General features: G+C 64.8%; 10 protein-coding genes and 3 pseudogenes. 8 read left to right on the forward strand and 5 right to left on the reverse strand.

From position 1 onward, the window contains the following. The first annotated feature begins 359 nt into the window (after nucleotides 1–359). Nucleotides 360–1,379, forward strand: coding sequence for a helix-turn-helix domain-containing protein (locus BMG07_RS02430; protein ID WP_198083025.1), 1,020 nt, complete (start codon nucleotides 360–362; stop codon nucleotides 1,377–1,379). Between the two features lie 18 nt (nucleotides 1,380–1,397). On the opposite strand, the gene BMG07_RS02435 is transcribed toward BMG07_RS02430, so the two are convergent. Continuing rightward, nucleotides 1,398–1,931, reverse strand: coding sequence for an EF-hand domain-containing protein (locus tag BMG07_RS02435; protein WP_198083026.1), 534 nt, complete (start codon nucleotides 1,929–1,931; stop codon nucleotides 1,398–1,400). A 304-nt stretch (nucleotides 1,932–2,235) separates the two neighbouring features. Between BMG07_RS02435 and BMG07_RS41330 the strand changes: the two genes are divergently transcribed. From BMG07_RS41330 to BMG07_RS43890, 3 genes and pseudogenes are all read left to right on the forward strand, one after another. Beyond that, a complete protein-coding gene (locus BMG07_RS41330; RefSeq protein ID WP_269758563.1) occupies nucleotides 2,236–2,724 on the forward strand; it encodes a winged helix-turn-helix domain-containing protein in 489 nt (162 codons plus the stop codon). After that, nucleotides 2,718–2,951, forward strand: a pseudogene (locus BMG07_RS43885) (hypothetical protein); the annotation flags it as partial. The gene BMG07_RS41330 and the pseudogene BMG07_RS43885, both read left to right, overlap by 7 nt. Before the next feature lie 104 nt (nucleotides 2,952–3,055). Continuing rightward, nucleotides 3,056–5,086 (forward strand): transcriptional regulator, encoded by a 2,031-nt coding sequence (locus BMG07_RS43890; RefSeq protein ID WP_307866843.1) that lies wholly within the window; start codon nucleotides 3,056–3,058, stop codon nucleotides 5,084–5,086. A 16-nt stretch (nucleotides 5,087–5,102) separates the two neighbouring features. Here the strand turns inward: BMG07_RS43890 and BMG07_RS02445 are convergent, their stop codons facing one another. Then, entirely contained in the window at nucleotides 5,103–5,822 is a 720-nt protein-coding gene (locus tag BMG07_RS02445) for a substrate binding domain-containing protein (protein ID WP_307866837.1), read from the reverse strand. 59 nt (nucleotides 5,823–5,881) lie between these two features. Then, a pseudogene (locus tag BMG07_RS43895) lies at nucleotides 5,882–6,082 on the reverse strand (LysR family transcriptional regulator); the annotation flags it as partial. Nucleotides 6,083–6,095: 13 nt separating this feature from the next. On the opposite strand from BMG07_RS43895, the gene BMG07_RS02450 reads away from it, so the two are divergent. Next, nucleotides 6,096–6,845: an SDR family NAD(P)-dependent oxidoreductase gene (locus BMG07_RS02450; protein ID WP_198083028.1), complete on the forward strand. Its 750-nt coding sequence runs from the start codon at nucleotides 6,096–6,098 to the stop codon at nucleotides 6,843–6,845. Between the two features lie 33 nt (nucleotides 6,846–6,878). Here the strand turns inward: BMG07_RS02450 and BMG07_RS02455 are convergent, their stop codons facing one another. Continuing rightward, the gene (locus BMG07_RS02455; protein ID WP_198083030.1) at nucleotides 6,879–7,235 is read right to left on the reverse strand and encodes a hypothetical protein; all 357 of its coding nucleotides are present in this window, start codon (nucleotides 7,233–7,235) and stop codon (nucleotides 6,879–6,881) included. Nucleotides 7,236–7,551: 316 nt separating this feature from the next. Here BMG07_RS02455 and BMG07_RS02460 point away from each other — a divergent pair, with 316 nt between their 5' ends. From BMG07_RS02460 to BMG07_RS02470, 3 genes are all read left to right on the forward strand, one after another. Continuing rightward, the gene (locus tag BMG07_RS02460; RefSeq protein ID WP_198083032.1) at nucleotides 7,552–8,781 is read left to right on the forward strand and encodes a hypothetical protein; all 1,230 of its coding nucleotides are present in this window, start codon (nucleotides 7,552–7,554) and stop codon (nucleotides 8,779–8,781) included. A gap of 212 nt (nucleotides 8,782–8,993) precedes the next feature. After that, nucleotides 8,994–9,584 carry a hypothetical protein gene (locus BMG07_RS02465; protein ID WP_269758565.1) on the forward strand — a complete coding sequence of 197 codons (591 nt, stop codon included), beginning with the start codon at nucleotides 8,994–8,996 and terminating at the stop codon, nucleotides 9,582–9,584. Between the two features lie 114 nt (nucleotides 9,585–9,698). Beyond that, nucleotides 9,699–10,712 carry an acyltransferase gene (locus BMG07_RS02470; protein ID WP_198083033.1) on the forward strand — a complete coding sequence of 338 codons (1,014 nt, stop codon included), beginning with the start codon at nucleotides 9,699–9,701 and terminating at the stop codon, nucleotides 10,710–10,712. A 222-nt stretch (nucleotides 10,713–10,934) separates the two neighbouring features. Here the strand turns inward: BMG07_RS02470 and BMG07_RS02475 are convergent. Beyond that, a pseudogene (locus BMG07_RS02475) lies at nucleotides 10,935–12,459 on the reverse strand (catalase). Nucleotides 12,460–12,563 lie beyond the last annotated feature (104 nt).

A 12,563-nucleotide genomic window follows, 5' to 3' on the forward strand; every position in this document is an offset into this window, starting at 1 on the left:
GCACGGGGCATCGTTCATGATTCCCAGACGCATCGTTCGAAGACCTCGGGAACGATCCGGCCGCGGCTTCCTTAGGATGCAGGCATCCCGTCCTGGGGCGCAACGGGTGCCGCGCCAGGTGCGCGCCTACCCGGAGTTTTGAGATTTTTGTCACAAAACACCATGCTCAGCCGTCTTGTGTTCATGAAGCGCGCGTGCGTCTTCCCGGCTCTTTCATTCACAGGATCGTCACATGCAGTTCACCGACAAGGTCGTTCTCATCACGGGTGCCGCATCGCGCAGCTTCAGGATTTCGCCGCGACCAATGACAACATCGATCTTCTCGTCGCTGACGTGTCGAACCCCGCGACCTGAGGCCAATGCGATGCGAGGCGATGATGCGAGTTGATCCCGACGGGTACTTCGGCGGCGGCGAAGGCCGCGAGCGGGCCGGGGTGGCGTTGTCCGTGAGTCCGTTTTTCGGGCTGTCGCACTCCGACATGCGTGCCGCGCTCGCGCGCGAGGCCCGATACGTGGTGCATGACATGGGCGGCGTCACGGCCGTGCGCATGACGATGCCCGCCGCACGCGTCACGCGGCTGCCGTGGGACTCCGGCGAGGCCGGCGCCGACGACATCCAGCTTGCCGTGCTGATCGACGGCGCGGCCATGGTCACCATGGGCGAAGAGGCCGCGCGGTTGGGTGTGGGCGACTGGATCGTGCTGGACCAGCGCCGCGCAAGCACGTGGGCCGTGAACACCCACTCGACTTTCTTCGGGCTGCAGATTCCCAGGCGGCGCTTTGGCCGGATCAGGTTGCCGTCGATGCTGGCTTCGCGCGGCACGCAACCAGCAGAGGCGCAGGCGGGGGAAATGAGCGGCATCTACGGTGTCATGAGCAACTTCCTGCGAACGGTTGAAGCACAGCTCGCGCACATCGCTGGCGAGGCCGTCGCGCTGCTCGCCGATGCTACCGTCGGCCTGCTCGCCGCGGTCCTCGAGGAGGAGCGCAGCCGCAGCCGCGTGCCGCCCGACAGCCTTGCAATGCTGCGGCTTCGCGCGTCGCAGTTCGTGAGCGCCCATGCGGCCGACGCGGAACTTGGCGTCGAGGGCGTCGCGCATGCACTGAACTGTTCAACGCGATATCTCTACAAGGCGTTCGCCGGCGAGTCGATCAGTCCGGAAAGGCTGATCTGGAACGCACGGCTCGAGCGCAGTTGCCAGGCGTTGCTCGACCCGAAGAACCTGCACCGGCCGGTAGGAACGATCGCGTTCGAGAACGGTTTCAACAGCGACGCGCATTTCGCGCGCACTTTCAAGGCTTCGTACGGCATGCCGCCGGGCCGCTTCAGATCGATGGCGGCCGCGCTTGCGCGGCCTTCTGAAACGGCCGCCGACTGAGCGGCGGCCGGCGCCGCGTCATGCGCGGTGTTGTGCCGCGTCGAGAAAGCTGGCGCTGAAACGCCCGAACTCGGCCGATTCCACCACGCCGTTCCCATTGCCGTTGCGGTCCATCAAGTGCATCAGCGCCTGCGAGGTCTCGCTACCTTGCGTCGTGCCCTGCGTGGCCGCAAGGCCCTTCAGGAACTCGTCGCGCGAGATTTCGCCGTTCTTGTCGGTGTCCAGGCCGGAGGAGAGCTGGTCTTTCTCTTTTTGTGTTGCGCCGAGCTTGTCGAGCAGGCGATCGAAATCTTCCTTTGAAACAGATGCGAAAGGAGCCGCACCAGCCGCGCCCTGCGCTGGGTTCGCGGGTTCGTTCAGCCGGCGCATGGCGACCGTGATGCCGTCTGCCGAGAAGTCAGCAAAGGCCTTGGCGTCGTCGCTGAGCGAGACAAGCGAGGAGGGCTCGGTGGCGAGTTCTTCTGCGAGAGAGCGGGTCGGTAGCGCCGCGGCGGGAGGCGCCCTGAAGGATGGTTGGAGGGAGGGCGCGTAGAAGGCATTGATGGGTCTCATTGGTTCTCGACTTTGGGGTTGGGTCGTTGGCGAAACGGGTTGCTTCGTGCCGCACGCAACGTTATCCGGCGGGTGCAGATTCGATCGGCCGAACAGCGCAGCGAACCCGGATTGACTGTGCGCGCACTGTTCGCGTGGCAAGTGCAGTGCCGTGCAAGGCGCGATGCTCATTTGATCAACGCGCCGGACGACGCGGGGCATAACGTCGATGTCCAAGCCTATGACAACAGCCATTCCTTCCATCGGCGACATCCTCATGAATGCGGCGCGTGCCGGGCGCGCACGCTGACGACAGGCACAACGCATGCAGTCACTGCACTTCGCCGCAGCGCAAGACATGGTGGACGTTCGCTGGCGCTTCGGCTCGTTCGTCGTCTGGGAAACCCAACGCCGCCTCGAGCGGTTCGGTCAGGCCGTGCGCCTGGGATCGCGCTCGTTCGAACTTCTGCTGCAGCTGGTCAAGCGCGTCGGCCAGGTGGTGAGCAAGGACGAGTTGCTCTCCACGGTTTGGGCCGGCGTGGTGGTGGAAGAGGCCAGCGTGCGCGTGCAGATGTCGACGCTGCGCAAGGCGTTGGGGGAACCGGAAGACGGTGACGACTGCACCGAATGGATTTCCAATGTGCCGTTGCGCGGTTACCGCTTCAATGGAACGGTGCGCCGCGAATTGATCGACGCGTCGGGGGCGAGGGGATACCGGTCGCACCTCCCGAGCCGTTGCCGCCGGCCTTTGCGAAGTTGCCAGTGCGGCTCACGCGGCTGGTCGGACGAGATGCCGACGTTCAGCGCGTGCTGAGCGCGCTGGAGGGCAGCCGCGTAGTCACCGTCGTCGGGCCAGGTGGTATCGGCAAGACACGTGCGGCGATCCGCGCGGCGGAGTGCCTGCAGGCGCGGGACGCTACGCACACGGTCTTCATCGATCTCTCGCCACTGATCTCGCACGAGCACGTGCTGAGCACGATGGCTCGCTCGTTGGGCGCCGCACCCGACGCGCCCGATACCTTGCAGACTCTTCACCAACGGTTGACCGGCCGAGACGCACTGCTGCTGATCGATAACTGTGAACATGTGGCGGAGGCCCTGGTGCCGCTAGTCACGCGCCTGCTCATGGCGTTGCCAAGGTGCGCGTGCTTGCCACCAGCCGGGAGGCGCTTCGTATGGAGGGCGAGCATGTGCTACGGTTGTCGGCCCTTGCGGTGCCCGAGACCGAGAAGGTCACACTCGTCGAGGCGATGCGCTCGCCTGCCGTCGAATTGCTCGTGGAGCGGGCGAAGGCGGCGGGCGCGCGAGCGCTCGAGGATTCGGACGGGGCCTTGCTGGCCAGGATCGTCCGGCAGGTCGACGGCATTCCTTTGGCCATCGAGTTGGTTGCGGCGCGGTTGGGCGTGCAGTCGCTCGGCGATCTGGCATTCCGGCTCAACGACCACATGCGGCTTTACTCCGTTGGCAACGGCGCGATAGTCCCGCGGCACCGCACTTTGGCGGCTGCGCTGGACTGGAGCATTGCGCTGCTCAGCAACGCAGAGCTGCAGCTGTTGCGGGGGCTGTCGGTGTTTCGCGGCCGCTTCGACGTCGATTCCGCGTTGCGGGTTGCGGGGGAGGGCATGGACCCCGAGGAAGCTTTCGACGCGCTGATCTCACTGGCCAACAAATCGTTGTTGGCGTTCGACAACGAAGATCCCGTAGCGCCGTACCGCCTGCTCGATACGACGCGATGCTATGCCGCCGAACTGATGCTGCGGACCGGCGAAGGCCCCGCGCTGCGGCGCCGCCATGCGGCCGTCATGCGCGATCTCATGGGCGGCGCAACTGCCGCGCTGCGTGAACTCAGCGTGCATGCTTGGGCAGAGCGTTTTGCGCATCGCTTGGACGATGTTCGCGCCGCGATCGATGCCTGCCTTGCCAACGAGGAAGATGCGGAGATGGCCGCGTCGCTCACGATCGCCTCCGCGCCACTGTGGTTCCATGTCTCGCAGATCGAGGAGTACCGCAGCCGTGTTTACGCGACGCTGGCTTGCGTGACGCAGGCGCGCGATCCCGATCCGGAAACGGTTCTCTGGCTGCATGTGGCGCTCGGCAACGCGCTGTTCCACACCAAGGGGCCGGTTTCGGAGACCAGCGCCGTGTGTGAACGGGCATTCGCCGGGGCGCGCGTGACCGGGCGGAATGCGCTGGAACTCCAGGCCCTGTGGGGCATGTGCACGATGCTCGTGGGCCGTGGAGACTATGCAGCCGCGTTGCGCCATTCTCAAATGCTCACAGACGCAACGCGGTCGTCACCGGACCCGGCAGCGCTCAACCTTTCGCACCGCATGGCTGGACTGGCCCACCACTTCAGCGGTAACTTCGCGGTGGCGAGAGCCAATGCCGAGGATTCGATGCGCATTGGCGATGGCGCGCGACGCACGCGCAACAATACCTTCCAGATCGATGCGACGGTGGCCTCGACCAGCATCCTCGCTCGAACGCTCTGGATCCAGGGCGACGCAGCGAAGGCTCTGGAAACCGCCACCCTCGCAGTCGCGCACGCCGATGCCGGCGGCAATGCGATGTCGCTGTGTTTTGCGCTGTTCGGCGCATGCCCGGTCGCGTTGTGGGCCGAAGAGTTCGAACTGGCGCGGCAATGGGTCCAGCTGATGCTCGACGAGGCGCAGCGCAGAGGGCTGGTTTACTGGCACCAGTGGGCGCAGTGCTTTGCGCTGGGCCTGCAGGTCGGCACCAGGGACGGGGACGAACGGCGCCGGTACCTGCGGCAAGTGGCCGCGCAACTGCCGACCTTCGACGCCCCGCGCAAGGAACTGCTCGTGACCTTCTGTGCCGACTGGTTCGATGCAGCGTCTGTCGATCGGGTCCGCGGCGGCCACCGTCATTGGAGCGTGCCGGAGGTCTGGCGTGCCGCCGGCCGCTGCAACGAACGGCGCGGCCGGCTCGACGAGGCCGAACGCTGCTACCTGAAGGCGCTGGCCGTGTCGCGGCAGCAGGGCGCGGGAAGCTGGGAATTTCGTGCGGCCACCAGCCTTGCGACGATGTGGAGCGGGCTCGGCCGCGGATCGCAATCGCTCAGCCTGCTTGACGAAGTCTGCGAGCGCTCGACAGATTGCAATGGCCCCGGGCTCACACGTGCCCGCGCGTTGCGCGACGCGCTGCGCGGACATTGACCCTTTCGGGTTTGCTCTAGGCCAGTCGCGCCAATTCCGCGGCGAGGAACTCGATGAAGAGCCGTGCACGCACCGGCGCCTGGCGCCCGAAGCCGTGCAGGGCCGACACCGCCACGAGTGGCAGCGGCTGCTGCGGCAGCACGCACACAAGGCGGCCCGCATCGATGTCGGCCTGCACGAACAGCCGCAGGACCTGGATGACGCCGAGATCGCCGAGCGCCGCAATGCGCAGCGCCACGCTGTTGTCGGTGTCGAACACGCCGCTTTCAGGGTTCAGCACGGCGCCGTTGGCGAAACGGATGGGGAAGGGCTTGCCGCCCAGCATGTAGCGCACATGCGCGTGGGCGCGCAGTGCGTCGATCGAATCGGGCGTGCCGCGACGCGTCAAGTAGGCGGGCGAGGCCACCAGCACCAGCGGCAGTTCGGCCAAGTGCCGCGCGCTAAGGTCCGAGTCTGCGGCCTGGCCCGCCCGGATGGCGATGTCATAGCCCTCGCGGATCAGGTCGACGTGACGATCGGCGAGGCTCATCTCCAGTTTCAGCCCGGGATGCAATGGCAGGAAGCGGCCGACCACCGGCTCCAGCAGGATGCGCCCGAGGTCGCCGGGCGCGGTGACGCGCAGCATGCCCTGCGCGGTGGCGGCGGGCTGCACCACGTCGCTCGCCTCGTCGAGGGCGCGCAGCAGCGGCGCAATGCGCGCGTAGTAGGCCGCGCCCTCCTGCGTGAGCGACAGCACCCGCGCGAGCGCTGGAACAACCTTACGCCGAAGCGTTGTTCCAGCCGCGCGACGCTCTTGGATACCGCGGACGGCGAAGTGCCGAGCGCGCGCGCCGCGCCGCTGAAAGAACCGGCCTCGACGGCGCTGGAAAAGGCAATCAGACCGGGCGCATGGTCGAGCGCATTCATTGAGGACTCCTGGGCACAAGTGTTTCCATTCTTGCCTACTACCCGGTCACGCGCCGCGTCCCTAAATTGAAGTTTCCTCAACCAATCCATCAAGGAAGACTTCGTGAAACGACTCTCAGGCAAAGTGGCAGTAGTCACAGGCGGCAACAGCGGTATCGGTCTCGCGTGCGTGCAGGCATTCGCGCAAGAGGGGGCCCGCGTGGTGCTCGTGGGCAAGCGCCAGGAAGCGGTCGACGCCGCGCTCGCCGAGTTCGGGCCAGACGTGATGGGCTTTGTCGGCGACGTGTCCGACCTTGCGATGCACGATCGCCTGCTGGCCGAAGTAAAGGCGCGTTTCGGCGCCATCGATATCTACATGGCGAACGCGGGGACGGCGATTCTGGAGCCGTCCGCCGCGGTCTCGGTCGAGACGTACGAACAGCAGTTCGCAATCAACACGCGCGCCGTGTTCTTCGGTGTGACCAAGGCCTTGCCGTTCATGCGGGACGGCGGTTCGGTGATTCTCACGAGCTCGATGGCCACCGACAAAGTGATCGACGACCACGCCGTCTACGCAGGCACCAAGGCGGCCATCGAGGCCTTCGCTCGCGCCTGGGCGCTCGAAGTCAAGGCGCGGCGCATTCGCGTGAACGTGCTGAGCCCGGGACCGGTCGACACGCCGATCCTCGCGAAACTGGGCATCTCTGAAGCGGCGCGGCCTGAGTTCGACAAGAGCATGGCCGCTGCGATCCCGCTGGGCCGACTGGGCCTTCCGGGCGACCTGGCGCGTGCGGCGTTGTTCCTCGCAAGCGATGAAAGCGTCTTCGTCACCGGCGTCAACCTGAAGGTCGACGGCGGTATGGCGCTGACCTGAAGAACAGCATGTAGGGGGGCGTGTGCTGTCTTCTCAAGCCGGCGCCGCCGCACGCGGAGGGAGAAATCCCTTCGCATTGGCGAGATCGGGCCACGGCATCACCGTCTCGCCGCACACCAGCCACTTGCCGCCGGTGCGCCGCAGCCGCAGTTCGTAGAGCTCCGGATCGGCCTGGTCGCTCATGCGCCGGAAGAGGATGGCAGTCGCGTCGTCTCCTTGCTCTTCGATGTGCAGGATGCGTTTCTCGGTGGACAGCGGTTTCTCGCCGGCGTCACGCCGGCTCTTGAACTCGGCCATCATCTCGGGCTTCGAAAAGCGTGCGACCAACCCTTGCGGCGTGAGCACCAGGAAGCCGAGATCTTCGGTGTAAAGCGCTTCCATTTCATCCATCCGGTAGTGCTCCCGGTGTCGGCGAGCAGCTCGATGAAGGCGACGATTTCCGGGTTTTGGGACTGAGGCATGGGGGTGGTCCTTGCTGAAAGTTCGAGGGCATGTGCCCGTCCAGAGCATTGCGCCAATCCGATGAGGCTGCCAGTTCCATTGGCGTTGCGTGCGCCTCTTCCTTTCTTCCGATGCCCGGCGCAGCAACGTGCAATTGGTGTCGTTCGGTCAACACCGTGAGCCCTCCTGCGGGCCTATTGCGGTAAGCCGTCCATTCCTAACATCACGCTGAGCTTTCGTTTCATCCACCAACTGGGAACTGTCCATGCGTCTTCCTCTTATCGCCATTGCCTGCCTGCTCGGCGCCTCGTCTGGCGCCTTCGCGGCGGATGTCAAATCCATCTCTCGCCTCGCGGCCGGACCCGGAGACGTCATCTTCGTTGCCGACTGGAAGGCTGCGCGCGTCCATGCCATCACACTGCCTCCCGCGCCGCAGGCGCCGGCAGGCGCGGTGTTCAACATCCTCGACCTTGAGCAACTGTTGTCCAGCCAAATCGGCGGCGCCAGGGTCACCGTCGAGGACATGGTCGTGCGCCCCGGCACGGCGCAGGTGTACGTCGCGGTCAGCTACGGCGCCGCGAAGACGCCCGCGCTCTTCGCCGTGACCAGCGACAGGAAGGTCCGCCGCGTCGACCTGAAGGCCGCGGCGTCGACCTCGGTCGCGCTGCGCGAGGCACCCACCACGGACTACAAGTTCTGGAAGGAAACGCCCGAGCGAAGCTTCACGGTCACGGACATGAAGTGGCGCGAAGGTGAGCTGTTCGTCGCCGGGCTTTCCAATCAGGATTTCGCCTCGACCCTGCGGCGGGTGAAGTACCCGTTCGGATCGCAGCAGGCGGTCACGTCGGTCGAGATCTACCATGCGGGCCACAACCTGATCGAGACTCGCGCGCCCATCCGGGCGATGAGCTTCGCGAGTTGGGGCGGAAAGCCTTACCTGGTGGCCGCCTACACGTGCACGCCACTGGTCACGATCCCGCTCGACGAACTCAAGGACGGCGCGCATATTCGCGGCAAGACTGTCGCGGAACTCGGCTACGGCAATACGCCCGCCGACATGATCTCCTACAGCACGACCGCGCAGGGCAAGACCGAGGATTTCCTGCTGCTGGTGAACTTCGACCGGGCGTCGAACATCATTCCGGTCTCGCAACTCGAAGCCGCGGGCGCTCGCCCAGGCATCGAGACGCAGGTGCCGTTCGGTCAACTCGCAGGCGTGGAAGTGACGCCAGCTCCACTGGCCGGCACGCTGCGGGTCGACAATCTCGACGACAAATCGTTCGTCATGGTGCGCCGGCGGCTGGAGAAGGACGCGCTGCAGCTCGTCTCCATCGGCAAGGACCTGAGCTTCCGGCTGACCGACCACGTCTCCGAGTACGCCTTCTCTGAGTACAGCTTCAAGGGAAATACTTTCCAGCTGCAGAACATCAAGCCCAGGCAGGACGTGCTGCTGAAGGACGAAGGTTTTCCCGATCTCATCAAGGCATCGGAGTAAGCCATGCGCGGGCCTCGATGGCTTGGCGCCGCGGTGCTTGCGATGGCGGCAGGAGCTTCGCATGCCGGGCAACCGGCGCCGCGGGTCGTACTGGTGCAGCCTTCGTCGCCCGAAATCCCGGCCAACCTGCTTCGCATCTCCATCGAATTCGCAGCGCCCGTCGAAGGGCCCGTGCTTGCGCGAATCGCGTTGGCGCGCGCGGCGGAACGCCGGTGGAGGCACCGTTTCTCCAGCAAGAGCTCTGGTCACCAGACGCAAAGATCCTGACGATCCTGATGCATCCTGGACGCGTCAAGACGGGCTTGAATGCACGCGAGCAACTCGGCCCGATCCTGGAGGCGGGCGGCGACGTGGCGCTCACGTTCGATGGACATCCCGTCAAGCATTGGACCGTAGGGCCCGTGGATGCGAGCGGGCCGGTCGCTTCGGCATGGCAGCTGTTGCCTGTGCGTGCCGCTTCAAGGCAGCCGCTGGTTGTCTTGCTGGACGGACCTGTCGATGGCAGGGATGTCGGCTACCTGGCGGTCGTGGATGCAAGCAATGGCCTCGTCCAGGGACGCGCTCGGCTGACGAACGGCGAGAGCACATGGACATTCACGCCGAATGCCCCTTGGCGGGCCGGTGACTACAGGCTCGTGGTTCGGGGCACCCTGGAAGACCCTGCCGGTAACCGGCTGGGCGGCCACTTCGAGACCTCGATCGCCGCGCCCGCGGGTCCGGCAATCGATGCCGTCGTCCCGTTCTCGATCTTCCCTGCGGCAGGGCCAGGCATCGTCAAGAGCGCTGGGATGCAAGCCCGGTAGCGGCGGACCATCTCCACCCGCGGTATTCGTCGTTGGTGTATCTTGCGCCGGGACCGACAGCGCTCGCCTGCGGCGGCGCGCTGCCGGATCGGTTTTCCCCCAAATACAGCATCGATGCAATACAACCCCGCGCTGGACGGTATCCGTGCGCTCTCTGTTCTCGCCGTCGTCATGTTCCATTGCGAGGTTCCGGCCGCAAGGGGGGGCTTTATCGGCGTGGACGTCTTCTTCGTTCTCTCGGGCTACCTGATCACCTCGCTGCTTGAGGCGGAATACCGCGGAGGCGGCATAGGGGTTGGCCGCTTCTATGCCCGGCGTGCATGGCGCCTCTATCCGAGCCTGTTGCTCATGCTCGCTGCCTACGCCGTGCTCGCCCCCTGGCTATGGCCGACGGAAAAGCCATGGTTGTCTGTCGCCCTGGCCGCGCTGTATGTCTACGACTATGCACTGGCCTTTTGGCACTTGCAGTTCACCGTGGGCCACACCTGGTCGCTTGGCGTGGAGGAGAAGTTCTATCTCTTGTGGCCCTTGCTGCTTCCGCTGCTGTTGCGGTCACGGCGGCCGATCGGCTGGCTGTTGATCGCGTTTCTTGCCGTGACGCTCTGGCGGTACTTCGTTGCAGTGGCATGGAGTTGGCCGCAGGCCTACTTTGCCTTCGATACGCACGTGAGCGGAATACTCCTGGGAGCGATTGCGGCGCTGACGCGCCTCAAGGTGTCACGGGTCACGCTCGCAATCGCATGGGTCGCTTTGGCGATCGCCGCCACATTGCCATCGTTGCCGACAACGGACCAGGTCTCCGCCGTCACCGTGCGCATCACGCTGGCAGAACTGTCGGCGTTCGTGCTCGTGCGCTACGCCTCGGCGCATGGACACCAAGGAGTCCTGGCTTCGCGACCGATCGCGTACATCGGCAAGCTCTCCTATGGCATCTACCTGTGGCACTTTCCTGCCGCCCTGGTGCTTCGTGACGGGCATCCGTGGTGGGTCACCTTGATCGCGACGACGGGCTTTTCGTTCTCGATGGCTGCGATTTGCCTCCACTTCGTCGATATGCCGATCAGGCGGTGGCGCGAGGAAACCAGGGCGGCGCCTGCCGTGCGTACGGCGAGTCGCTCCAGGCTTTAGCGATCCGCTAGCTTGAAAACAAAAAAAGAAGGCGTCTAGCGAAGCGCGATGTCGCACGCGGCAAGCGTTGTGCCATCGCGTCGTGAGTTTTCATTTCATGTAGCCGTCACGCATCGTCTCTGCGATGGTTTGCGATCACCCCTTTGTGCTGCTTTTTCGGACAGCCATGATCGCCCTCATCGCGGCCGCCATCCTCGTCAGCGCTCGGGCGAGTGTGCTGGGTCAGACTGGCAGGACCGCAGGAGAGCCAAGTGCCGGATCGTCCTTCCTGGAGTCGAGCACCTTCTGCAGATGCAGCCCTAACGCCGTGGCCACGCCTGCGCCGTACGCCGCGTCGGCGGCGTGGCAGTTGCGGATGTGACGGGATTTGATGAACTCCGGCGCATCTCCCAGCGAGCGGGCGGTGTTGCCGAACAAAACGTCCTGCTGCGCCGACGTCATCAAGCGGAAAAGTTTTCCGGGCTGTTCGAAGTAGTTGTTGTCGTCCGCATCGAAGCGCCAGAAATCGGCATTGCCACCGATCCGAAGCGGCGGCTCGCGAAACTCGGGTTGCTGCTGCCATTGGCCGAAGCTGTTGGGCTCGTAGTGCAATGTGCCACCGTAATTGCCGTCCATTCGGCCCTGGCCGTCGCGGTGATTGCTATGCACCGGGCAGCGCGGGGCGTGACGGGTATCTGGTGGTAGTTAACCCCCAGGCGATGACGCTGCGCGTCGGCGTAGTTGAACAGGCGCGCTTGCAGCATCTTGTCGGGACTGGCTCCGATACCGGGCACCAGGTTGCTGGGTGCAAAGGCACTCTGCTCTACGTCCTGAAAGAAGTTCTCGGGGTTGCGGTTGAGTTCGAACTCGCCGACTTCGATCAGGGGATAGTCGCTCTTGTACCAAACCTTGGTCAGATCGAATGGATGCAGGTGGTATCCGTCGGCTTCCAGTTCGGGCATGACCTGCATGTACATCGTCCACTTGGGAAAGTCGCTGCGGGCGATGGCCTCGTACAGGTCGCGCTGGTGGCTTTCGCGGTCTTGGCCAACCCGCTGCGCCGCCTCATCGTCGGTCAGATTTCTGATGCCCTGTTGGGTCTTGAAGTGCAACTTGACCCAGAAGCGCTCGTTGCGCGCGTTGATGAAACTGTAGGTGTGCGAACCGAAGCCGTGCATGTGCCGGTAGCTGGCCGGGATGCCGCGATCGCTCATGACGATAGTGACTTGGTGCAGCGCCTCGGGTAGCAGTGTCCAGAAGTCCCAGTTGTGGGTGGGCGAACGCAGGTTGGTCCTTGGATCGCGTTTCACCGCCTTGTTGAGATCGGGGAACTTGCGCGGGTCGCGCAGGAAGAACACGGGCGTGTTGTTGCCCACCAGGTCCCAGTTGCCTTCCTCTGTGTAGAACTTGAGCGCGAAGCCGCGGATGTCGCGCTCGGCGTCGGCAGCTCCGCGTTCGCCGGCCACGGTGGTGAAGCGGGCAAACATCTCGGTTTTCTTGCCGACCTGTTCGAAGATCCTGGCGCGCGTGTACTTCGTGATGTCCTTCGTCACCGTGAAGGTGCCGAAGCGCCTGAACCCTTGGCGTGCATGCGGCGCTCGGGAACCACTTCGCGCACGAACTGGGCGAGCTTCTCATTCAGCCAGACGTCCTGTGCCAGCAGCGGTCCACGGGGTCCGGCGGTCAGGCTGTCCTGATTGTTTGCAACCGGCGCGCCGAAGGCGGTTGTCAGGTGTGTCACGGGGCATTTATTGGAGTCGTCTTTCATGGGGGTCCTCCTGTGGTTTCAGCAGTCTGCGTCGGGTATGTGTGGTTGCAAGCCAGAACGTGACGGTCGACGTGACGGGCGCGGCGATCCGGCCGGCGCTGGCT

This window comes from Variovorax sp. E3, assembly GCF_016082275.1.
Classification (GTDB): Bacteria; Pseudomonadota; Gammaproteobacteria; order Burkholderiales; family Burkholderiaceae_C; genus Variovorax.